This window comes from Hydrogenophaga sp. (assembly GCF_041913525.1).
Lineage (GTDB): Bacteria > Pseudomonadota > Gammaproteobacteria > Burkholderiales > Burkholderiaceae_C > Hydrogenophaga.
The window spans coordinates 196,595-218,211 of sequence record NZ_JAYSFD010000004.1; the positions used below are offsets into that span (position 1 = coordinate 196,595).

The window sequence follows — 21,617 nt, forward strand, 5'->3', positions numbered from 1 at the left end:
CTATGCGGCACCTGCACAAAATCGAACGGTCGTTCTATTTTTCGACCAGAAAACGCAAATTTCAGGAGCACTCATGGCCTACAGTTTGGACCTCTCCGGCCGCGTGGCCCTTGTCACCGGCGCCTCCGGCGGCCTTGGCGAGCAGTTCGCCAAAACCCTGGCCAAGGCGGGCGCGGCGGTGGTGCTGGCCAGCCGTCGCACCGAGCGCCTCATGTCCTTGCGGGCCCACATCGAGGCCGAAGGCGGCGCGGCCCATGCGGTGGCCCTCGACGTGACCGACCTGGCCTCTATCAAGGCGGCCGTGGCCCATGCCGAAACGGAGGTGGGGCCGATCGACATCCTCATCAACAATTCGGGTGTGAGCACCACGCAGCGCCTTCAAGATGTGCGTGAAGAAGACTTCGACCACATCTTCAACACCAATACGCGCGGTGCCTTCTTCATGGCGCAAGAGGTGGCCAAGCGCATGATCGCCCGGGCCCAGGGGGCAGCACCGGGCAGTTGGGTGGGCGGGCGCATCGTCAACATCGCCTCGATGGCCGGGCTCAAGGTCTTGCCCCAGATCGGTGTGTATTGCATGAGCAAGGCCGCCGTGGTGCAGATGACCAAGGCCATGGCGGTGGAGTGGGGGCGCCATGGCATCAACGTGAACGCCATCTGCCCCGGCTACATCGACACCGAGATGAACCACGCGCACTGGCAGACCGAACAAGGCCAGAAGCTCATCAGCATGCTGCCGCGAAAGCGCGTGGGCACACCCGCTGATCTGGACGCCCTGTTAGTGATGCTGTGCGCGCCCGAGAGCCATTTCATCAACGGCGCGGTGATCGCCGCCGACGACGGTTTTGCTGTTTGAGCGTTTGGTCGGTGTGTCGTTGGGTCAGGTGCAAGGCCGCGCCTGGAGAAGCGGTGCAGCAGTGGGCGTGCTGGCGGGGCTGGGGGCAGGCGCGCTCTGGGGCATGACGTTCGTGGCGCCGCTGGTGGCGCCGGGCTTCGGGTCTGTCGAGTTCACGATTGGCCGGTACCTGGCCTGCGGCTTGTTGTCTTGCCTGCTGGTGGCTTGGCAGGTCTCGCGTGGCACTGCGCCCTGGCCCACCTGGCGCCAGGCCGGTGCTGCTTTGTGGCTCAGTGTGCTGGGCTACACGGGCTACTACCTGCTGCTTGTCTGGGCCATTCAGGACGCCGGCGCAGCCTTGCCTGTGTTGGTGATCGGCACCATTCCCCTGGCCATCATGCTGCTGGGCAAGCCGGGGCATTTGCGCTGGCGCGGCCTGGCGCCGGGTTTGTTGCTGACCGCTGGCGGTCTGCTCTTCATGGTGGTGGACACCCTGGCCGCGCACGACACCGAGGGCGGCGGGCGTGTGTGGCGAGGCATGCTGTTTGCCGCCTTGGCCATGGCGTCGTGGACGGCTTTTGGCTTGTGGAACGCGCGTTGGCTGCGCAAGCACCCCGACGTGCCGTCTACCGTCTGGGCCAACTGGCTGGGCGTGGCCGCTGGCGTTGGCGCGCTGGGCCTGGCGGTCATGGCTGGCGTGTCCTGGGGGGCGTTGAGCGGGCGCCCGGGCTTCGGTCTGTTTGTGCTGGTTTGCGCCATGACTGGCGTGGGCTCGGCGTGGGTGGCCGCTGTGCTGTGGAACATGGCCAGCCGTCGCTTGAGCGGCAGTCTGGCAGGCCAGCTCATCGTCAGCGAGACGGTGTTCGGATTGATTTATTCCTTTGCCTGGAATGGCCAGTGGCCCGGTGTGGTGCAGTGGCTGGCCTGTGCCCTTTTTGTGCTGGGCATCCTGGCGTCCATCAAGGCCCATCGATGAAACTTGAACTGCCCGATCACAAGAAAGAAGTGTTCCGCATGACCATGCCCATCCGCTGGGGCGACATGGACGCCATGGGGCACGTGAACAACACGGTCTATTTCCGGTACCTGGAGATCGTGCGCATCGAGTGGATGCGCTCGATCGGCTGCGATCCCGACCCCAAGGGCGAGGGGCCGGTGATCATCAATGCCTTCTGCAACTTCCACAAGCAGCTTGAGTTCCCAGGCGAGGTGCTGGCCACGCTGTACGTCAGCGATGCCGGGCGCAGCAGCTTTGAGAGCTGGTGCACCCTGGCGCGAACCGATGATCCTGGCACGGTGTATGCATCAGGTGGTGCCACCACCGTGTGGGTCAACTTTCCCCTGCAGAAGTCGGCCCCCATGCCGCCCGCCATGCGGCAAGTGATTGAGGGCTGAGGCGGGTGTTTTCCATCAGAGTCGCGTGACGATTTCGATGGAAAAGCGTGAGCGTTCCGGCCCCGACTAGGGTTGGGACCTCGCCTCGGTGATGGTTTGTTCAAAGGCCCGTCAAGACTTCTTCAAGACTGCGCAGGCGGGCCTTCGGACACGCCTCATTTTTGGCGCGGGGCGCGGCCCATCAGGTAGAACTCGGGGTTGGGCATCATCCCCGTGACGTTGGCCACGCGGTTGGACAGGCCGAAGAAGGCGGTGATGGCGGCGATGTCCCACGCGTCTTCGTCGGTGAAGCCATGGGCGTGCAGCGCGTTGAAGTCAGTGTCTTCGATCTCATGCGAAGCGGTGCAAACCTTCATGGCGAAGTCCAGCATGGCGCGCTGGCGCGGCGTGATGTCCGCCTTGCGGTGGTTGATGGCCACTTGGTCGGCCACCAGCGGCTTCTTCTCGTAAATGCGCAAGATGGCGCCGTGCGCCACCACGCAATACAGGCAGTGGTTGGCGGCACTGGTGGCGGTGACGATCATTTCGCGGTCGCCCTTGGTGAGCCCCGATGTGCGGCCCACCGTCTCCGGCGTCATGAGGGCGTCGTGGTAGGCGAAAAAGGCACGCCACTCGGCGGGGCGGCGGGCCAAGCCCAGAAACACATTCGGCACGAAGCCGGCTTTTTCCTGCACCTCCAGGATCTTGGCCTTCAGGTCGTCGGGCAGTTCGTTGAGGTCGGGCAAGGGATAGCGGCTCATGCAATGTCTCCTGTGAATTGGAATTGGCTATTGACGAATTTAGTGCGATCAAATTTACAGATCGCTGACGTGAACCTAGCATCACTCTACCGTTACCTCTGGCCAGCCAAGGCGGCCAACGTCACACGAAGGAGTTTTCATGAGCAAGATCCGTCAACCCATCGGCGCAGCCATTCAAGGCGTGGGTGCCCTGGCCCTTTTGCACTTGGCCGGTCTGGGGCAGGGGCACGCCGCCAGTTGGCTGGGCTGACGCCTTGATGGCTGGCGAAGGGCGGGGTGTGCGGTATCGTTGCCGCCGCCCCGCTTTTTCATTTTCTGGAGCCTGCTGTGTCCACTCCCGTTTCGCTGCCCGATGACGACGCGTTTCAACAAGGGCTGGCAGCCCGGCGCGCTGTCATGGGCGATGCCTTCGTCGATGCCGCCTTTGCCGGCATGACGCCTTTCACCGAGCCCATTCAGCACCACATCACCCGCAAGGCTTGGGGCGATGTCTGGTGCCGCGAGGGGCTTGACCGCAAGACCCGCAGCCTGATCACGGTGGCCATGCTCACCGCCCTGGGCAAGCAGAACGAACTGAAAGGCCATGTGCGCGGTGCGCTCAACAATGGCGCCTCGCCCGAGGAGATTCAGGAGGTGCTACTGCACGCCGCCGTTTATTGCGGCGTGCCCACCGCCGTGGAGGCCTTTCGCACCGCCGCGTCGGTGGTCGAGGGCGAAAAAGCGTGAGAACCCATCCACAACCCGAGGAGAAACTGTCCATGATCCATTCGTTTTCCCGCCGCACCGCCGTGGCTGCCGTGGCGCTTGGCCTGTCTGGCGCATTCGGCCTGGCCCAGGCCCAGTCGCAGCCCACCACCCGCATCCTGGTGGGCTTCCCGCCCGGCGGCGGCACCGATGCGATTGCCCGTGTGCTGGCCGAGCGCCTGAAGGACGAGTTGGGTCACCCGGTGGTGGTGGACAACAAGCCTGGCGCAGGCGGTCAACTGGCCGCGCAGGCCCTGAAGGCGGCCGCGCCCGATGGCAACACCGTGTTCCTCAGCCATGACCACAGCATCACCATCCTGCCGCTGGTGACCAAGGCGCCGGGCTACGAGCCGGCCAAAGACTTCGTGCCCGTGGCCGGTTTCGCCACCTTCGTGAACGCGTTCGCCGTGTCGGGTGGCACGCCGGCCACCACCTTCAAGGGCTATGTGGACCTGGTGAAGGGCGCTGGCGGCAAGGGCAACGTGGGCATTCCGGCGCCAGCCTCGGTGCCGCAGTTCCTGGTGCAGGTCATTGCGAAGAAGAACGGGCTTGATCTGGTGGCCGCTCCCTACCGTGGCAGCGCGCCCATGATGGGCGACATGCTGGGCAACCAGATTCAGGCGGGCGTGGCGTCGGTGCCCGATTTCATCGAGAACCACAAGGCCGGCAAGCTGCGCGTGGTGGCCGTGATGGGCTCGCAGCGCCAGGCCGCCATGCCCGAGGTGCCGACCTTTGCCGAACTGGGCCTGACCGGTTTTGAAGACGTGCCGTACTACGGCCTGTTCGCCCCGGCCGGCACACCCAAGGCCGCGCTCGACCGCCTGGCCCAGGCCGTGCAAAAGGCCATCGCCCAGCCCGATGTGCGCGACAAGCTCACGGCCATGGGCCTGACGGTGGGCTTCATGACGGGTGAGCAACTGGGCGCCCGCGAGCGCGCGTATGGCCAGGTGTGGTCGCGCATCATCCGCGAGAGCGGCTTCCAGCCCCAGTAAGGGCCATTGCCGCCGCAACGCGCCGCCACGCGCCTCAGGGCCCGGGCGGCGCGTCTTTTTGGGTCGGCGCTTCTTCGCGAAGCTGGTCGCGCAAGCGTTGCAGGCCGGCCCGAAAGGTCTCGGCATCGCCGTGTTCGAAAAACGCGGGGTAGTGGGCGTGGGCATCGCGCACCCGCCGGGCGTGCTTGATGGGGCACCAGTACTGTTCCGTGCGAGCTGCCACCTCGCGCGCGTAGGCCAGCACGCCATTGCCATAGGAGCAATAGAAGCAATTGAAGGCCTCGATGGCATTGAGGTAGGGCAGGTCGGCCCGGTCAAACACCAGGTACTCGCGCCGCCTCACCCGGGCGATGCCATAGATGGGGAAGCACAGGGCCTGGTACAGCGTGATGAAGCCATCCAGCAGCGCGAACACCGGCCAGCCCGCGTAGATGATGGGCGCCGTGAGGATCACCGACCAGCGGCTGCCGCGCAGGTAGCGCCAGAGACCCACGCGCTGTTGCCGTTGAAGCTCCACGAAGCGCTCGGCCAGCTCGCGCTTGCGTTGCGCCATCTCTTCGCGCAGGGCGGTGTATTCCTGATCGAGTTGGGCCTCGAGGCTGTGCAGGCGCTCCAGCAGTTCGTCAATTGGGGTCGCCATGCCAGTCTCCTGTGGGGTGGGTCAGCCGGTGACCAGTCGGTGCACCAGGTCCATCGCGCTGTCGGCCTTGTATTTGCGCATCAGGCGCGCGCGGTAAATCTCGACCGTGCGATGGCTGATGGCCAGGGCCTTGCCGATCTGTTTGCTCGTCATGCCCTTCATCACCAGGGCCGCCACCTCGCGTTCGCGGGCGGTGAGCTCGGCCTTCACCGGGCGGCGTGAGCTGAGGTCTTCAAAGGTCCAGATGCCGGCGGCGTGTGGTGCGCTGCGGTCCACCGCGCGGCCAGTCACGTGGCACCAGAAGGTCTCGCCGGCCTGAGCGCCGCCCACGCGCTTCATGATGCGGTCATCGGCGTACATGCCGCTGCGCCCCAGCAGTGGGGCCATGCGCGCGCCCAGGCGCTCGTATTCGTCGGCGCTGGGGTAGAGGATCTGGAAGCTCTGGCCCACGAGCTGTTCGCGTGTGGCGCCAAACATCTCGCACAGGGCCTGGTTGCAATCCACCATGGTGCGCTCACGCGACAAGGCCAAGCCCACGGGAGCGAGGTCGAAAGCGAGGCGGTAGTCGATTTGCATGGTGTGCAGGCGGCGGCAACCGGGTTGGTCTTTACGGAATCCTACGTATGGGGTTACGTAGTATCGTTGGGTTTTCCCTGATCTCCCTGGAGGCAAGTACGTGAACAAGATCTACCCGAGCGCGGCCGCCGCGCTCCAAGGCATCGTGGCCGACGGCCAGTTGCTGGCGGTTGGCGGCTTTGGCCTTTGCGGCATTCCTGAAGCCCTGATCGACGCCCTGCGCGATTCGGGCGTGAAGAACCTCTCCGTCATCTCCAACAACGCTGGTGTTGACGGCTTTGGCCTGGGCAAGCTGCTGGAGACCCGGCAGATCAAGAAGATGATCTCGTCTTACGTGGGCGAGAACAAAGAGTTCGAGCGCCAGTACCTGGCCGGCGAGCTGGAGCTGGAGTTCACCCCCCAAGGCACGCTGGCCGAGAAGCTGCGCGCGGGCGGCGCCGGCATCCCGGCCTTCTTCACCAAGACCGGTGTGGGCACCCTGGTGGCCGAGGGCAAAGAGCTGCGCGAGTTCGACGGCGAGACTTACGTGATGGAACGTGCCCTGGTGCCCGATGTGGCCCTGGTGAAGGCGCACCGCGCCGACAAGTCGGGCAACCTGCAGTTCCGCCTGACCGCCCGCAACTTCAACCCCGCCGCGGCCATGGCCGGCCGCGTGTGCGTGGTCGAGGTGGAAGAGATCGTCGAGACCGGCGCGCTGGACCCCGATCAGATCCACCTGCCCGGCATTTACGTGCACCGCATCGTGCACAACCCCAACCCCGAGAAGCGCATTGAGAAGCGCACCATCACCCCGAAAGCAGGAGTCTGACCATGCCTTGGACGCAAGACCAGATGGCCGCGCGCGCGGCACAAGAACTTGAAGACGGCTTCTACGTCAACCTGGGCATCGGCATTCCCACGCTGGTGGCCAACTTCGTGCCCGCCGACAAAGAGGTGTGGTTGCAGAGCGAGAACGGCATGCTCGGCATTGGCCCCTTCCCCACGGAAGAAGAGGTGGACGCTGACCTGATCAACGCCGGCAAGCAGACTGTCACCACCCTGCCGGGCTCGTCGATTTTTGGCAGCCACGAGAGCTTCGCCATGATCCGTGGTGGCAAGATCAACCTGTCCATCCTGGGCGCCATGCAGGTCACCGACAAGGGCGACCTGGCCAACTGGATGATTCCCGGCAAGATGGTCAAGGGCATGGGCGGCGCCATGGACCTGGTGGCCGGCGTCAAGCGCGTGATCGTGCTCATGGAGCACGTGGCCCGCAAGAAAGATGGCACCACCGACCTGAAGATCCTGCCCGAGTGCACCCTGCCGCTCACCGGCAAGGGCGTGGTGGACCGCATCATCACCGACCTGGGTGTGATGGACGTGACGCCCGATGGCTTGAAGCTGGTGGAACTGGCCCCTGGCGTGACGCGCGAGGAGATCCAGTCCAAGACCGGCGTGCCGCTGCTCTGACACGGGCAGTCGTCGCGGGCAGGTATACTCCGGCCAGCATCGTCATTGGGGAGTAGCCGCTCTGCGCCCCGCAGAGGTTCGCGTCAACACACTTGGCCCACAGGCCATGGCGCGAACAGCTTCCAGCCTGGCAAGACCTTTGACCGCGTGGCCTCCGCATGTGCCGGCGAGGCCGCGTGGTCATTTGGTTTTTTGCCGGCCATTGGAGTTTTTTCTTGGAAGCCTTCCTTCTGTCCACCGGCATCGTCGCCCTCGCCGAGATGGGCGACAAGACGCAATTGCTCTCCCTTGTGCTGGCCGCGCGCTTCAAGCGCCCCTGGCCCATTGTCTGGGGCATCCTGGTCGCCACCTTGCTCAACCACGCCTTGGCCGGCGCTGCGGGCGCCTGGGTCATGGCCATGATCGGCCCGGACGTCATGCGCTGGGTGTTGGGCGTGTCGTTCATCGCCATGGGTCTGTGGATGTTGATCCCCGACAAACTCGACGATGACGACGCCAAGCCCAGCCACCACTGGGGCGTGTTCATGACCACCACCTGGGCCTTTTTCCTGGCCGAAATGGGCGACAAGACGCAGATCGCCACCGTTGCCCTGGGCGCTCAGTACCAGCCGCTGGTGGCGGTGGTGGCTGGCACCACGCTGGGCATGATGCTGGCCAACGCGCCGGTGGTGTTTTTCGGTGACGCCATCACCAAGCGCGTGCCGATCCGGGTGGTGCACCTCATCGCGGCCGTGATCTTTGCCGTGCTGGGTGTGCTGGCCCTGCTGGGCGTGGGTGCCTGAGGGCGCAGTGCTCAAGACCAAAAGCAAAGGGCTCCGTGAGGAGCCCTTTTTTGTTTGGAGCGGGTGAAGGGAATCGAACCCTCGTATGAAGCTTGGGAAGCTGCCGTTCTACCATTGAACTACACCCGCGTGCAGCCCTAAATGATAACCGAGCGCAGCCGTGCGTTGGCCTCGCCGGGCGGCGAGGCGCAGGCTCAGAAGCCCACGGCCTGGCCGTCGCGGCGCGAATCGCTGGCGGCCACGTAGCCGTGGTGGCCGTGTTCGTCGAGCCGGGCGATGAACTGGCCGCTGCCAAAGTCGAGGTAGGTGTCGGCCGAGGGCTCGAAGCGGTGGCCCAGGGCCTTGAGGCCTTCGCGCAGGGCGGGCGCCATGGTGGTCTCGAAGTCCACGTCCAGGCCTTGCGAGAACTTCCAGCGCGGCGCGTCGCAGGCGGCCTGCGGTTGCTGCCCGTGGGCCAGCAGGCGCACCAGGGTCTGCACATGGCCTTGGGGCTGCATGTTGCCGCCCATCACGCCAAAGCCCATCACTGGTTGCCCGTGGCGCGTCACAAAGCCGGGGATGATGGTGTGGAAGGGCCGTTTGCCCGGGGCCACCTGGTTGGGGTGGCCGGGCTTGGTGGTGAAGCCGTGGCCACGGTTCTGCAGGCTCACGCCCACGCCGGGCACCACCACGCCACTGCCAAAGCCCAGGTAGTTGGACTGGATGAAGCTCACCATGCGGCCTTGCGCGTCGGCGGTGGTGAGGTACACCGTGCCGCCCTTGGGTGGCTGGCCTGCACCGAACACCTGGGCGCGCTGCGGGTCGATCAGGCGGGCGCGCTCGCGCAGGTAGCCGTCGCTCAACAGGTCGGCGGCGCTTACCTGGGTCATGTGGCGCTCGTCGGCCACCCAGCGGTAGGTGTCGGCGAAGGCCAGTTTCATGGCCTCGATCTGCAGGTGCTGGCTCTCAATGCTGTCCACCGGCAAGCGGGCAATGTCCAGGTGTTCCAGCATGCCCAGGGTCATGAGCGCGGCAATGCCCTGGCCGTTGGGCGGGATCTCGTGCACCGTGTGGCCGGCAAAGTCTTTCTGGATGGGCGTGACCCACTCGGCCTGGTGGGCGGCCAGGTCAGCGGCCGTGAGTTGCGCCCCGTGGTCGCGGGCAAAGGCCGCGATCGCATCGGCCACCTCGCCCCGGTAAAAGGCCTCACCGCGCGTCTCGGCAATGCGGCGCAGGGTGCGGCCCGCCTCGGCAAAGGTGAACCACTCGCCAGGCAAGGGCGCGCGCCCCCGCGGCATGAAGGCGCGGTCAAAGCCGGGCTGGTGGTGCAGTTGCGGCACGGCACGCGCCCATTTGTCGGCCACGATCAGGCCCACCGCGTGGCCGCCTTCGGCCAGTTCGATGGCGGGCTCCATCAGGTCGGCGAAGGGCAGGGCGCCAAAGCGTTCGGACATTGCCACCCAAGAGGCCACCGCGCCCGGCACGGTGACGCTGTCCCAGCCGCGCAGCGGAATCTGGCCGCCGTGTTGGCGCTCGAAGTATTCCGGCGTCCAGCCCGATGGCGCCACGCCTGAGGAATTCAGGCCGTGCAACTGGCTGCCGTCCCACAGGATGGCGAAGGCGTCGCTGCCCAGGCCGTTGGACACCGGCTCCACGATGGTGAGGGCCGCCGCCGCGGCGATGGCGGCGTCAATGGCGTTGCCGCCCTTGAGCATCATGCGCAGGCCCGCCTGCGAGGCCAGCGGGTGCGAGGTGGCCACCACGTGGCGCGCCATCACGGGCGAACGCACGGTGGGGTAGGGGTTGGACCAGTCGTATTTCATGGGGTGCCCCTCGGGTGGCGGGGCTGGCGCAGCCCCGGTGGGTTCATGGCCGGATTACTTCAGCACATCGCCCACGCAGAGGTACTTGATCTCCACGTAGTCGTCCATGCCGTGGTGCGAGCCTTCGCGGCCCAGGCCAGACTGCTTCACGCCGCCAAAGGGCACGTGCTCGGTGGCCAGGATGCCCACGTTGATGCCCACCATGCCGTACTCCAGCGCCTCGCTCACGCGGAAGATGCGGCCCACGTCGCGGCTGTAGAAGTAGCTGGCCAGGCCGAACTCGGTGTTGTTCGCGGCGTCGATGGCCTCTTGTTCGGTCTTGAACTTGAACACCGGCGCCAGCGGGCCAAAGGTTTCTTCGCGCGCGCAGAGCATGTCGGCCGTGGCGTTGGCCACCACGGTGGGCTCGAAGAACTGGCCTGGCAGCTTCTGCCCGCCGGTGACCACGCGGCCGCCCTTGGCCACGGCGTCGGCCACGTGGCGCTGCACCTTGTCCACCGCGGCGTCTTCGATCAGCGGGCCTTGCACCACGCCGTCCTCAAAGCCGTTGCCCACCTTGAAGGCCTTGACCTTGGCGGCGAACTTTTCCACGAACTGGTCGTACACGCCCTCTTGCACGTACAGGCGGTTGGCGCACACGCAGGTCTGGCCGGCGTTGCGGTACTTGCTGGCGATGGCGCCTTCCACGGCGGAGTCGATGTCGGCGTCGTCGAACACGATGAAGGGGGCGTTGCCGCCCAGCTCCAGGCTGAGCTTCTTCACCGTGGGCGCGCTTTGCGCCATCAGGATGCGGCCCACCTCGGTGGAGCCGGTGAAGCTCAGGTGTCGCACCACGTCGCTTTCGCACAGCACCTTGCCAATGGCGATGCTGTTGGCGCTGTCGGCGCTCAGCACGTTGAGCACACCGGCTGGGATGCCGGCGCGCAGCGCCAGCTCGGCCGCGGCCAGGGCGGTGAGGGGCGTGAGCTCGGCCGGCTTGATGATCACCGGGCAACCCGCTGCCAGGGCCGGGGCCACCTTGCGGGTGATCATGGCCAGGGGGAAGTTCCAGGGCGTGATGGCCGCGCACACGCCAATGGGCTGCTTGAGCACCAGCAGGCGGCGGTTGTTGTCGAAGGTGGGCAGGGTCTCGCCGTTGACGCGCTTGGCCTCTTCGGCAAACCACTCCACGAAGCTGGCGCCATAGGCGATTTCGCCCTTGCCCTCGGCGTAGGGCTTGCCTTGCTCGGCGGTGAGGATGCGGCCCAGGTCTTCCTGGTTGGCCATGATCAGGTCGTACCACTTGCGCAAGAGGTTGCTGCGCTCTTTGGCGGTTTTGTTCTTCCACGCCCCCCAGGCGGCGTTGGCCGCGGCGATGGCCTGCTCGGCCTCGGCCGGCCCCAGGTTGGCCACGTCGGCCAGTTTCTGGCCGGTGGCGGGGTCGTGCACGTCGAATCGGCTCCTGCCGGCCACCCACTGGCCGTTGATGAGGCCGTCGGTTTTGAGCAAGGAGGGGTCTTTGAGCAGGGCCAGGGGCGAGGTCTTCATGTCCATTGGGTGTCTCCAGGGGCGTGCGGATGCTGTTGGGCCAGCGTGGTTCAACCTCGCAGGATAGCCCTTTGCCCTTGCCCCTGCGGTGCCGCTGGCGACCCTGCCGGGCGAGCCATTGCCGCCGATTCGGTCGGCCACGCCCGAACCGGGCCACAGTGTTGGAAAATAGCGGGTTTTGGCGCCCGCGCGCCACCCCATAACCGAAGCGAAACCCAAGGCCACCATGACCCGCCCCGCCTCCGTCGCCGACATCCGCAAGACCTTCCTGGACTTCTTCGCCTCCAAGGGCCACACCGTGGTGGCGTCCAGCCCGCTGGTGCCGGGCAACGACCCCACGCTCATGTTCACCAACTCGGGCATGGTGCAGTTCAAGGACGTGTTCCTGGGCACCGACAAGCGCCATTACGTGCGTGCGGCCTCGGTGCAGGCCTGCCTGCGCGCCGGCGGCAAACACAACGACCTGGAAAATGTGGGCTACACCGCCCGCCACCACACCTTCTTCGAGATGCTGGGCAACTGGTCGTTTGGCGATTACTTCAAGCGCGAATCGCTGAAGTGGGCCTGGGAACTGCTGACCGAGGTCTACAAGCTGCCGCCCGAGCGCCTGCTGGCCACCGTGTACGCCGAGGACGATGAGGCCTACGACATCTGGACCAAGGAAATCGGCCTGCCGCCCGAGCGCGTGATTCGCATTGGCGACAACAAGGGCGGCCGCTACAAGAGCGACAACTTCTGGATGATGGCCGACACCGGCCCCTGCGGCCCCTGCTCCGAGATCTTCTACGACCACGGCCCCGAGATCCCCGGCGGCCCCCCGGGCAGCCCCGACGAAGACGGCGACCGCTTCATCGAGATCTGGAACAACGTGTTCATGCAGTTCGACATGAAGGAAGACGGCTCGGTCACGCCGCTGCCCGCGCCCTGCGTGGACACCGGCATGGGCCTGGAGCGCCTGGCCGCCATCCTGCAGCACGTGCACAGCAACTACGAGATCGACATCTTTGACGCGCTGATCAAGGCCGCCGCCCGCGAGACCGGCACCACCGACTTGACGAACCCTTCGCTCAAGGTGATTGCCGACCACATCCGCGCCACGTCCTTCCTGATCAGCGACGGCGTGATTCCGTCGAACGAAGGCCGCGGTTACGTGCAGCGCCGCATCGTGCGCCGCGCCATCCGCCACGGCTACAAGCTCGGTCAGAAGACCCCGTTCTTTCACAAGCTGGTGCCCGACCTGGTGAAGATGATGGGCGATGCCTACCCCAACATGGCCAGCCAGGCCCAGCGCATCACCGAGGTGCTCAAGGCCGAAGAAGAGCGCTTCTACGAGACCCTGGCCAACGGCATGGAAATCCTGGATGCCGCCCTGGCCGATGGCGCCAAGGTGCTGCCCGGTGACGTGGCCTTCAAGCTGCACGACACCTACGGCTTCCCGCTCGACCTGTCGGCCGACGTCTGCCGCGAGCGTGGCCTCTCGGTGGACGAGGCCGGCTTCCATGCCGCCATGGAAAAGCAGAAGGCCCAGGCCCGCGCGGCCGGCAAGTTCAAGATGGACAAGGCGCTGGAGTACACCGGCGCCGGCAACACCTTCGTGGGCTACGAGCACCTGGAAGCCCCCGCCAAGGTGGTGGCTCTCTACCTGGACGGCACGCCCGTGGCCAACCTCAAGGCCGGCCAGAGCGGCGTGGTGGTGCTCGACACCACCCCCTTCTACGCCGAGAGCGGTGGCCAGGTGGGTGACGAGGGCGAGATCGTGGCCGGCTCGGCCCGGTTTGACGTGGTCGACACCCAGAAGATCAAGGCCGACGTGTTCGGCCACCACGGCAGCGTGGCGCAAGGCACCCTGGCCGTGGGCGACAGCGTGACCGCCCGCGTCAACACCACCCTGCGCGCCGCCACCGTGCGCAACCACAGCGCCACCCACCTGATGCACAAGGCCCTGCGCGAGGTGCTGGGTGCCCACGTGCAGCAGAAGGGCTCGCTGGTGAATGCCGAGCGCACCCGCTTCGACTTTGCCCACAACGCCCCCGTCACCGACGCCGAGATCCGCCAGATCGAGGCCATCGTGAACGCCGAAATCCTGGCCAACGCCGCCGCGAACGCGCAGGTGATGGACATTGAGGCGGCCAAGAACAGCGGCGCGATGATGCTGTTCGGCGAGAAGTACGGCGAGACCGTGCGTGTGCTCAGCATCGGCTCCAGCAAGGAACTGTGCGGCGGCACCCACGTGAAGGCCACCGGCGACATCGGCCTGTTCAAGGTGGTGGCCGAGAGCGGCGTGGCCGCTGGCGTGCGCCGCATCGAGGCCGTCACCGGCGCCAATGCGCTGGCCTACCTGCAGTCGCTCGAAGACACCGTGTCGCAAGCCGCCGGTGTCCTCAAGGCCCCGGCCGCCGAGCTGACCGCCCGCATCGGCCAGACCCTGGAACAGGTGAAGGCCCTGGAAAAGGAAATCGCCGCCCTCAAGGGCAAGCTGGCCTCCAGCCAGGGCGACGAGCTCATGGCCCAGGCCGTGGACGTCAAGGGCATCAAGGTGCTGGCGGCCACGCTCGAAGGCGCCGACGCGAAAACCCTGCGCGACACCCTGGACAAGCTCAAGGACAAGCTCAAGACCGCCGCCATCGTGCTGGCGGCCGTGGACGGCGGCAAGGTGCAGCTGGCCGCGGGCGTCACCGCCGACAGCACCGGCAAGGTGAAGGCCGGTGAGCTGGTGAACTTCGTGGCCCAGCAGGTGGGCGGCAAGGGCGGCGGCAAGCCCGACATGGCCATGGCCGGCGGCACCGACGCCTCTGCCCTGCCCAAGGCCCTGGCCTCGGTGCAGGCTTGGGTGGCCGAGCGCCTGTGAGCGTGACCACGCGTCCCGGGTTGTCGCGGCGGCAGTGCCTCGCGGCGGCCCTGGCCGCCTGCGCGGGCGTAGCCCACGCCCAGGCCGCTGGCGCCGCCTCGCCCGGCTATCGGGTGAGCGATTGGCCCGCCCAGCGTGCCACGCCGCCCTTGCAGGCCGTGGGGCTGGAAGGCCAGCCGGTGCGCCTGGACGATTTCAAGGGCCGCGTGCTCCTGCTCAATTTCTGGGCCACCTGGTGCCCGCCCTGCCGGGCCGAGCTGCCCTCTCTGCAGGCCCTGCCCGAGTGGTTTGGCGAAGACAAGGTGGCCGTGCTGGCCCTGAACTTTCGCGAATCGGGCCGCACCGCGCGCCGCTTTCTCAGTTCGTCTGGCATCCAGGTGCCTGTGGCGCTTGACCCTAGTGGCGACATCGCCAAGGCCTGGGGCGTGCGCGCCTTCCCCACCACGGTGCTGATCGACCGGAGCGGCCAGGCCCGTCAGGTGGTGCAGGGCGAGGTGGACTGGCTCAGCGCCCCGGCCCTGGCCTGGGTCGAGCGGGTGCTCGGGCAGCGCTGACCGGGCGGAGATAATCGGGGGTTCTCCGGCCGCTCGCGGCCGGTTCCCCAGGCTTTGCGCTGCACCCGGTGTGTGTGGCTCGGCCTTGTTCCCACTCCGGAGTTCTTTGAATGACCCCCGATCGGCGCCGATTCCTGCGCTGTGCCGCCACGTCCGTGGCCGCCAGCACCCCTCTGTTCCATGCCGCTGGCGCCTTCGCCCAGGCGGCCCCCACCCCCAACTCCTTTGACCCCCGCCCCGGCGAGTGGCGCACCTTCGACGTGACCACCCGGGTGGACATCGTTGACCCGGTGGGCAAGACCCAGGTGTGGCTGCCCTTGCCCTCGATCGAGAGCGACTGGCAGCGCAACCTCTCGCAGGGCTTCACCTCCAATGGCCGGGGCATGCTCATGCAAGACGGCCGTTACGGTGCCCGCCTGCTGCATGTGGTGTTCAACGAGGGCGAGAAAGCGCCCTACGTGGAACTGACCAGCCGCGTGCAGACGCGCAACCGCGCCACCGACTGGACCGCGCGCACGGCGGCCGCCGAAGACGCTGCCACCTTGCGTTTCTGGACCCAGCCCACCGAACTGCTGCCCACCGACGGCATCGTGCGCGAGACCGCCCAGCAGGCTGTGCGTGGCGCCCGCACCGACCGCGCCCGGGCCCAGGCCATCTACGACTGGGTGGTGGCCAACACCTACCGCGAGCCCAAGACCCGTGGCTGCGGCCCTGGCGACATCAAGGCCATGCTGGAAACCGGCAACCTGGGCGGCAAATGCGCCGACCTCAACGCCCTGTTCGTGGGCCTGTGTCGCGCGGTCGGCCTGCCCGCGCGGGACGTGTACGGCGTGCGCCTGGCGCCCTCGGCCTTTGGCTACAAGCAGTTGGGCGCCGCGTCCACCAGCCTCAAAGGTGCCCAGCACTGCCGGGCCGAGGTGCACCTGGCGGGCCTGGGCTGGGTGCCCATGGACCCGGCCGACGTGACCAAGGTCATGCGCCACGAAGCGGCCGACTGGATCAAGACGCCCCAGCACCCCTTGGTGGCGCCCGTGAACAAGGCCCTGTTCGGCGCCTGGGAAGGCAACTGGATGGCCCTGAACATGGCGCACGACCTGGAACTGCCCGGCGCCCAAGGCCCCGAACTCGGATTCTTCATGTACCCGCAGGGCGAGACCGGCGGCGACCGCCTCGACCCCTACGAGCCCGACGCCTTCCGCTACCAGATCTCGGCGCGCGAGATCAAGGCCTGATCACGAGGTCTTTTCGGCGCGACCAGTCGCAGGGTCTGGTCGTCGCCGATACCTTAGGGGGCTTGCCTGATGCTGCCCGCCTAGACTTTCCCGCTTCATTTTTTACAGGGAAAGCGTGTGATCAAAAGTCTTTCTATCGTGGTGTCCGCTGTGGTCTTGGGCGGTTGCGCGTCGGTCGTCAACGACACGACCCACCCGATCAAGGTCGAAACCAAGACCCAAGCGGGCAACATGGTCGCTGGCGCCGACTGCCACCTCACCAACGACTACGGCACTTTCAACGTGAAGTCGGGCGACACCACCCAGGTGCGCCGCTCGGGCAAGGACCTGGACATCGTCTGCAAAGACCCGGCCAACCCCGAGGCCACTGCCCGCGCCGTGTCTCGTGCCAATGGCGGCATGTGGGGCAACATCATCCTGGGCGGTGGCGTTGGCGCCATCATCGACCACAACAAGGGCACCGCTTACACCTACCCCACCTGGGTGCAGCTGGTGTTTGGTCAGTCGCTGGTCTTCGATCGCAGCAACGAAAAAGAAGGCCAGCCAGTGGTGGGTGCCCAGGCCGCCCCGGCCGCTGAAGCCACCGCCGCCAAGTAAACGGCACCAAGTCAACGGCACCTAGGCCTGATCAGTCAGGCCACCGCAGGCGCTGCCCGCTCTCGAAGCGGCGAGCCTGCCCGGTGACCGGGTCGGTGAAGGCAATGGCGCGCGCCAGCAGGCGCAGCGGTTCCTGAAAATCCTCGGCCTCGTCGGGGCCGCGGCGCACCACCGGGTAGAACTGGTCGCCCGCGATGGGGGCGCCCAGAGCCTGCAGGTGCACCCGCAACTGGTGGCGCTTGCCGGTGAGGGGTTCCAGCGCGTAGCGCGCCCAGCGGCCCTTCACTTCCAGCAGGTCAATGCGGGTCTCGCTGTTGGGCTCACCCTCGGCCTCGACCATGCGGAAGAAGGCCTCCACGTCTTCTTCGATGCGGCTGCGCCGCGTGGTGGGCCACACCATGTCCGTGCGGTGCGGCGCGATGGCTTCGTAGCGCTTGTCCACCGCGCGGTCGCGGAACAGCGCGTGGTAGGCGTTGCGGTCTTGCGGGCGGAGGTTGAACACCACCAGCCCGGCCGTTTCGCGGTCAATGCGGTGAATGGGGTTGAGCGTGTCGATGCCAGTGCGCTGCTTCAGCCGCACCATCAGGCTGTGGCGCACGTAACGCCCGCCGGGCGTCACCGGCATGAAGGGCGGCTTGTCGGCTACCAGCAGGTGCTCGTCCTGAAAAACGATGCGTTCCTCAAACGGAATCTCGGCCTCGTCGTCGAGCTGGCGGTAGTAGTACAGCCGCGCGCCGGGCTCGCAGGGCGCGGTGGCGTCCAGCGGCTGACCGTCGTCGCCCAGCACGTCGCCCGCGGCCAGGCGCTGCGCCCAGCCCTCGGGTGACACCACGGGCAGGCGCTCGCACAAGAAGTCAAGCACCGAGCCCCAGGGCATGGGCTTGCGGTGCGGAATGGCCACGCAACTGGGCGACACGCCCAGGCGGGTGGGGATCAGCGGGTTCTTGGGGCGGTGCGCCACGGCGCGGCGGTCACACGCGGGTGAAGACCAGGTCCCACACGCCGTGGCCGAGCTTCAGGCCGCGGTTCTCGAACTTGGTCAGCGGGCGGTAGTCGGGCTTGGGTGCGTAGGCCTCGGCGGTGTTCTTCAGCAGCGGCTCGGCGCGCAGCACCTCCAGCATCTGCTCGGCGTAGGGCTCCCAGTCGGTGGCCAGGTGCAGGTAGCCGCCGGGCTTGAGCTTGCGGGCCAGCCGGTTCACGAAGGGCCCTTGAATCAGGCGGCGCTTGTGGTGGCGGCTTTTGTGCCAGGGGTCGGGGAAGAAGATGTGCACGCCGTCCAGGCTGGCCTCGGGCAGCATGTGGTCCAGCACCTCCACCGCGTCGTGGCGCAGGATGCGGATGTTCTCGATGCCTTCCTCGCCGCACAGCTTGAGCAGCGCGCCCACGCCGGGCTCGTGCACTTCACAGCAGAGAAAGTTGTCGGCCGGGCGCACCTTGGCGATCTGGGCGGTGGCCCCGCCCATGCCGAAGCCGATTTCCATGATCAGCGGTGCCTGCCGGCCAAAGGCGGCCTCGGCGTTGAAGGCTTGGTCGGGCTGGTAGTTCAGCAGAAAGCGCGGGCCGAACTGCTCAAAGGCCCGTTGCTGGCCCGGGCCCACGCGGCCAGTGCGCAGCACGTAGCTTTTGATCTGGCGCAGGTAGGTGGTCTCGGTGGGCTGGGGGCGGGGCTGGGCGTGGCGGGGGTCGGTCATGTCGGCTCTCGAAAGGGGCCGTGGATTTTAGGCGCCCTGGCTCAGGCGGCCCAGCCGGCTGTCCAACCACCCAGCGCCTCGCCCACGCTGCCGCTTTGCGCCGGCAGGCCCAGCGCCGCAGCGGCCGCGTTGAGCGCGGCCAGCGGATCGCTTAGGTCCAGTGGCTTGGCGCCATTTTGTTTGCTGAGTTTTTCGCCGTTGGGCCCCAGCACCAGCGGGGTGTGCAGGTAGGCGGGCGTGGGCAGGCCCAGGGCCTGTTGCAGCAGCACCTGGCGTGGCGTGTTGTCGACCAGGTCTTGGCCGCGCACCACGTGCGTGATGCCTTGGGCGCCGTCGTCCACCACCACGGCAAGCTGGTAGGCCCACAGGCCGTCGGCGCGCTTCAGCACGAAATCGCCCACCTCGGTGGCCACGTTTTGCACTTGCTGGCCCAGGCGTCGGTCGGCCCAGTGCACGGTGGCCGCTTCGCCATCGGGCACGCGAAAACGCCAGGCCCGCGCGGGGCGGCCCTGCAGGCCGCCACGTTCGGGGCGGCAGGTGCCGGGATAGACCGCCGCGTGATGGCGCTCGCGCGCCAGACCGCGCTCGGTGAGGGCGTTGTCGATGTCTTTGCGCGAACAGGCGCAGGGGTAGGCGCGGCCCTGGGCGATCAGGCGGTCCAATGCGGCCTGGTACAGCTCGCCCCGCTGCGACTGCCACACCACCGGCTCGTCGCTCACCAGGCCGCAGGCGGCGAGCTGCTGCAGGATGCGGGCATCGGCCTCTGGCACGCAGCGCGGCGTGTCCACGTCTTCGATGCGCACCAGCCATGCACCGCCGTGGGCGCGGGCGTCAAGCCAGCTCGCCAGGGCCGCCACCAGCGAGCCAGCGTGCAGCGCCCCGGTGGGCGAGGGGGCAAAACGCCCACGATAAACCGTTGGCAGCTTCATTTGCCCGGCGCGCGTGTCTGGTTCAGCACACACCGTGGAACCGGCTTTGCCGGGCCACTGGTGTGGTCCCCTGGGGGAAGCCGCGCAGCGGCGCAGGGGGGAACAGTTTCACGCCATGGCCAGGGCCAGTTCCAGCCCCGAGACGAAGGCGTTTTCCACCCGGTGGCCCAGGCACCAGTCGCCGCACACGCCGACGCCCAACTCGCTGTCCAGCAAGAAGGGCTGGCCCAGCGGCTGTTGGGTCTGCGCGTAGCGCCAGCGGTGCACCACCGCATGGGGCGGCGTGGCGCGAATGCCGGTGACCTCGGAGAAGGCCTTGAGCAGCTTGGCTTTCACCCGCTCGGGGTCGTCTTCCAGGTGCTCGGCCGACCAGGTGGGGTTGGCCTGCACTGTCCAGCGTTCGATGGGGTCGCGTGCGGGCTTGCTGGACTCGCGCGTGAGCCAGGCGATGCGGTGGTGGGTGCTGCGCGCTGCGTTCCATTGCGGCCCGAGTTGCCCCAGGCCCGGTTGCATGGCCTGGGGGAAGGCGACCATGAGGGTCCAGCACGGGGCCACCGTGACCGGGGCCATGGCCTGGCGCAGCGCCGGCGCCAGGGCGCTGGCCTTGAGCAGGTCATCGGCTTGCACGTGCGGAATGGCCAGCACCACGCGGTCAAAGCCGCTGTGCACATGCCGCCCGCCATCGGCGTCTTCGGTCTGCAATTGCCAGCGTTGGTGGGCCAGCGCGTCGCGCTCGATGCGCAGCACGCGCGTGTTGAGCTCGCATCGCGCGGGCAGTTGGCCGTGCAGCTCGGGTTGCGCCAGGGGCTTGGCCCAGAGGCCCACCAGGGCGTTCATGCCGGGCGTGGCCACCCAGTGACGCTCGGTGGGCGGCGGGGCGCTGGCCACCAGGTGGCCGAAGGCGTCGAGCACACGAACGGTGCTCACGCTCCAGGGGCGCACCAAGGCACTGGCGGTCTGGCGCAGCGCCAGTTCGAAGCGCGGGTCGCGCACGGTGAAGTACTGTGCGCCATGGTCAAACCCGCCAAACTCGGTGCGGCGCGTGGCCATGCGGCCACCCACGCCTCGGCTTTTCTCGAACAGGGTGACGCGGTGCCCGGCCTGCAGCAGCGTGCGCGCCGCGACCACGCCGGCCATGCCGGCACCAATGACCGCGAAGTGAAGCGGGGCGAGGGAAGGGCTGGTGGAAGTGGTGGCGTTCATGGGGTGGTGCTGTGGGGTGTCTGGCGAATGTAGCAGCGGTGGCGGCCCTCAGCTTTGATGGTGGTGGTGCAACAGGGCTTCTCGTGTTTTGGCGTGTTCCAGTCGATCAAGCCACCAGCGCAAGGCTCGTCCGGTGTCGGCCTGGCTGCGCGGCTGGCGCCAGGCATAGGCCATGCGCAACACGCTGTCGGGGCGTTGCAGCGGTTTCACCACCAGGCGCCCGGCGTTGATGTAGGGCTGGGCCAGGGGCTGGGGCAGAAAGCCCGCGCCCAGGCCGCGCAACTGCGCTTCCAGTTTGTGCTGCATGGTGGGCACGGTGAGCACGTCTTGCCCGGGCAGCAGGTTGTGGGTGATGCCGCGCCCGCGCACGGTGGAGTCGGCCACCGCCACGGCCCGGTGGGCGCGCATGTCTTCGTCCCCCAGGGGGCGGTCGATGCTGGCCAGCGGGTGGTGCGGGGCCACGGCGTACACAAACACCACCGAGCCCAGTGAGCCGACCTGCAGGTCGGTGGCGGACAGGTCGCTGCTCAGGCCCAGGGCCAGATCGGCCTGGCCGGTTTGCAAGGCCTCCAACGTGCCCGAGAGGGTTTCGGCGCGCAGGCGCAGCCGGGTGGGCGCACCGGTGGCGTAGAAGGCCTCGCACAGCTCGAACAGGGTGGCGCGTGAGATGACGGCATCGGCCGCGATGGTCAGTTGCGGCTCCCAACCCGTTGCCACGCGCTTGACGCGCTGCGCCACGGCGTCAAGCTCGTTCAGCAGGTACTCGCCCGAGCGCAGCAACTCGGCCCCAGCCGGCGTGAGCACGGCACGGCGGGCGCTGCGGTCGAACAAAAGCACGTCCAGCGCGTCTTCGATCTGGCGCACCCGGTAGGTGAGGGCACTGGGCACCATGCCCAGCTCGCGCGCTGCCGCCGCCATGCTGCCCAGGCGAGAGACCGCCTCCAGCAAGGCCAGGTTTTCGGCGGAGAGGGCGGAGCGGGGGTTGGGCGCGGCAGGCATTGGAGGGGTGTTTCATTCAGATTTTTTGAATGATGCCATCAAAGCCCTGCGACCCAAGGCAGGGCGGGGCGATTGAGAATTC

The 21,617-nt window shown here is 67.3% G+C and carries 22 protein-coding genes, 1 tRNA gene and 1 riboswitch; of the genes, 12 read left to right on the forward strand and 11 right to left on the reverse strand.

The annotated features are described in order from the left end of the window. Positions 1 to 73 precede the first annotated feature (73 nt). From ACE3RQ_RS07720 to ACE3RQ_RS07730, 3 genes are all read left to right on the forward strand, one after another. Positions 74 to 856 carry an SDR family oxidoreductase gene (locus ACE3RQ_RS07720; RefSeq protein WP_374521381.1) on the forward strand — a complete coding sequence of 261 codons (783 nt, stop codon included), beginning with the start codon at positions 74 to 76 and terminating at the stop codon, positions 854 to 856. A 67-nt stretch (positions 857 to 923) separates the two neighbouring features. After that, positions 924 to 1,811, forward strand: coding sequence for a DMT family transporter (locus ACE3RQ_RS07725; protein ID WP_374521451.1), 888 nt, complete (start codon positions 924 to 926; stop codon positions 1,809 to 1,811). Further along, on the forward strand, positions 1,808 to 2,230 hold the full coding sequence (locus ACE3RQ_RS07730; RefSeq protein ID WP_374521382.1) for an acyl-CoA thioesterase: 423 nt from the start codon (positions 1,808 to 1,810) through the stop codon (positions 2,228 to 2,230). Before ACE3RQ_RS07725 ends, ACE3RQ_RS07730 begins: the two co-directional genes overlap by 4 nt. A 155-nt stretch (positions 2,231 to 2,385) precedes the next feature. Here the strand turns inward: ACE3RQ_RS07730 and ACE3RQ_RS07735 are convergent, their stop codons facing one another. Next, a complete protein-coding gene (locus tag ACE3RQ_RS07735) occupies positions 2,386 to 2,970 on the reverse strand; it encodes a peroxidase-related enzyme (protein ID WP_374521383.1) in 585 nt (194 codons plus the stop codon). A 327-nt stretch (positions 2,971 to 3,297) separates the two neighbouring features. Between ACE3RQ_RS07735 and pcaC the strand changes: the two genes are divergently transcribed. Further along, positions 3,298 to 3,696 (forward strand): 4-carboxymuconolactone decarboxylase, encoded by a 399-nt coding sequence (pcaC, locus tag ACE3RQ_RS07740; protein ID WP_374521384.1) that lies wholly within the window; start codon positions 3,298 to 3,300, stop codon positions 3,694 to 3,696. A gap of 32 nt (positions 3,697 to 3,728) precedes the next feature. Next, positions 3,729 to 4,706: a Bug family tripartite tricarboxylate transporter substrate binding protein gene (locus tag ACE3RQ_RS07745; protein ID WP_374521385.1), complete on the forward strand. Its 978-nt coding sequence runs from the start codon at positions 3,729 to 3,731 to the stop codon at positions 4,704 to 4,706. Between the two features lie 34 nt (positions 4,707 to 4,740). Here the strand turns inward: ACE3RQ_RS07745 and ACE3RQ_RS07750 are convergent, their stop codons facing one another. Both ACE3RQ_RS07750 and ACE3RQ_RS07755 read right to left on the reverse strand, forming a co-directional pair. After that, entirely contained in the window at positions 4,741 to 5,346 is a 606-nt protein-coding gene (locus ACE3RQ_RS07750; RefSeq protein ID WP_374521386.1) for a hypothetical protein, read from the reverse strand. 21 nt (positions 5,347 to 5,367) lie between these two features. Beyond that, positions 5,368 to 5,922 carry a LuxR C-terminal-related transcriptional regulator gene (locus ACE3RQ_RS07755; RefSeq protein ID WP_374521387.1) on the reverse strand — a complete coding sequence of 185 codons (555 nt, stop codon included), beginning with the start codon at positions 5,920 to 5,922 and terminating at the stop codon, positions 5,368 to 5,370. Between the two features lie 100 nt (positions 5,923 to 6,022). On the opposite strand from ACE3RQ_RS07755, the gene ACE3RQ_RS07760 reads away from it, so the two are divergent. From ACE3RQ_RS07760 to ACE3RQ_RS07770, 3 genes are all read left to right on the forward strand, one after another. After that, positions 6,023 to 6,730 carry a CoA transferase subunit A gene (locus tag ACE3RQ_RS07760; RefSeq protein ID WP_374521388.1) on the forward strand — a complete coding sequence of 236 codons (708 nt, stop codon included), beginning with the start codon at positions 6,023 to 6,025 and terminating at the stop codon, positions 6,728 to 6,730. 2 nt (positions 6,731 to 6,732) lie between these two features. Next, positions 6,733 to 7,371 carry a CoA transferase subunit B gene (locus tag ACE3RQ_RS07765; RefSeq protein WP_374521389.1) on the forward strand — a complete coding sequence of 213 codons (639 nt, stop codon included), beginning with the start codon at positions 6,733 to 6,735 and terminating at the stop codon, positions 7,369 to 7,371. Between the two features lie 33 nt (positions 7,372 to 7,404). Continuing rightward, positions 7,405 to 7,581: riboswitch (yybP-ykoY riboswitch) on the forward strand. A 5-nt stretch (positions 7,582 to 7,586) separates the two neighbouring features. Further along, positions 7,587 to 8,153 carry a TMEM165/GDT1 family protein gene (locus ACE3RQ_RS07770; RefSeq protein ID WP_374521390.1) on the forward strand — a complete coding sequence of 189 codons (567 nt, stop codon included), beginning with the start codon at positions 7,587 to 7,589 and terminating at the stop codon, positions 8,151 to 8,153. A gap of 55 nt (positions 8,154 to 8,208) precedes the next feature. Here the strand turns inward: ACE3RQ_RS07770 and ACE3RQ_RS07775 are convergent. The 3 genes from ACE3RQ_RS07775 to ACE3RQ_RS07785 all read right to left on the reverse strand — a co-directional run bounded on the left by ACE3RQ_RS07775 (position 8,209) and on the right by ACE3RQ_RS07785 (position 11,488). Further along, positions 8,209 to 8,282 (reverse strand) — tRNA-Gly (locus ACE3RQ_RS07775). Between the two features lie 65 nt (positions 8,283 to 8,347). Beyond that, positions 8,348 to 9,955, reverse strand: coding sequence for a gamma-glutamyltransferase family protein (locus ACE3RQ_RS07780; protein WP_374521391.1), 1,608 nt, complete (start codon positions 9,953 to 9,955; stop codon positions 8,348 to 8,350). A 54-nt stretch (positions 9,956 to 10,009) separates the two neighbouring features. Next, entirely contained in the window at positions 10,010 to 11,488 is a 1,479-nt protein-coding gene (locus ACE3RQ_RS07785) for an NAD-dependent succinate-semialdehyde dehydrogenase (RefSeq protein ID WP_374521392.1), read from the reverse strand. A 220-nt stretch (positions 11,489 to 11,708) separates the two neighbouring features. Between ACE3RQ_RS07785 and alaS the strand changes: the two genes are divergently transcribed. The 4 genes from alaS to ACE3RQ_RS07805 all read left to right on the forward strand — a co-directional run bounded on the left by alaS (position 11,709) and on the right by ACE3RQ_RS07805 (position 16,713). Beyond that, on the forward strand, positions 11,709 to 14,330 hold the full coding sequence (alaS, locus tag ACE3RQ_RS07790; protein ID WP_374521393.1) for an alanine--tRNA ligase: 2,622 nt from the start codon (positions 11,709 to 11,711) through the stop codon (positions 14,328 to 14,330). Between the two features lie 2 nt (positions 14,331 to 14,332). Then, a complete protein-coding gene (locus ACE3RQ_RS07795; RefSeq protein WP_374521394.1) occupies positions 14,333 to 14,884 on the forward strand; it encodes a TlpA family protein disulfide reductase in 552 nt (183 codons plus the stop codon). A gap of 110 nt (positions 14,885 to 14,994) precedes the next feature. Further along, the gene (locus tag ACE3RQ_RS07800) at positions 14,995 to 16,116 is read left to right on the forward strand and encodes a transglutaminase family protein (protein WP_374521395.1); all 1,122 of its coding nucleotides are present in this window, start codon (positions 14,995 to 14,997) and stop codon (positions 16,114 to 16,116) included. A 117-nt stretch (positions 16,117 to 16,233) separates the two neighbouring features. Continuing rightward, positions 16,234 to 16,713 (forward strand): hypothetical protein, encoded by a 480-nt coding sequence (locus ACE3RQ_RS07805; RefSeq protein WP_374521396.1) that lies wholly within the window; start codon positions 16,234 to 16,236, stop codon positions 16,711 to 16,713. A gap of 31 nt (positions 16,714 to 16,744) precedes the next feature. On the opposite strand, the gene ACE3RQ_RS07810 is transcribed toward ACE3RQ_RS07805, so the two are convergent. The 5 genes from ACE3RQ_RS07810 to ACE3RQ_RS07830 form a co-directional block, all read right to left on the reverse strand. After that, a complete protein-coding gene (locus ACE3RQ_RS07810) occupies positions 16,745 to 17,674 on the reverse strand; it encodes a pseudouridine synthase (RefSeq protein ID WP_374521397.1) in 930 nt (309 codons plus the stop codon). A gap of 10 nt (positions 17,675 to 17,684) precedes the next feature. After that, complete coding sequence (gene trmB / locus ACE3RQ_RS07815) at positions 17,685 to 18,404, reverse strand: tRNA (guanosine(46)-N7)-methyltransferase TrmB (RefSeq protein ID WP_374521398.1); 720 nt, start codon at positions 18,402 to 18,404, stop codon at positions 17,685 to 17,687. A gap of 41 nt (positions 18,405 to 18,445) precedes the next feature. Next, the gene (gene gluQRS, locus ACE3RQ_RS07820) at positions 18,446 to 19,333 is read right to left on the reverse strand and encodes a tRNA glutamyl-Q(34) synthetase GluQRS (protein WP_374521399.1); all 888 of its coding nucleotides are present in this window, start codon (positions 19,331 to 19,333) and stop codon (positions 18,446 to 18,448) included. Between the two features lie 108 nt (positions 19,334 to 19,441). Next, a complete protein-coding gene (locus ACE3RQ_RS07825; RefSeq protein ID WP_374521400.1) occupies positions 19,442 to 20,536 on the reverse strand; it encodes an NAD(P)/FAD-dependent oxidoreductase in 1,095 nt (364 codons plus the stop codon). 48 nt (positions 20,537 to 20,584) lie between these two features. Further along, complete coding sequence (locus ACE3RQ_RS07830) at positions 20,585 to 21,535, reverse strand: LysR family transcriptional regulator (RefSeq protein ID WP_374521401.1); 951 nt, start codon at positions 21,533 to 21,535, stop codon at positions 20,585 to 20,587. Positions 21,536 to 21,617 lie beyond the last annotated feature (82 nt).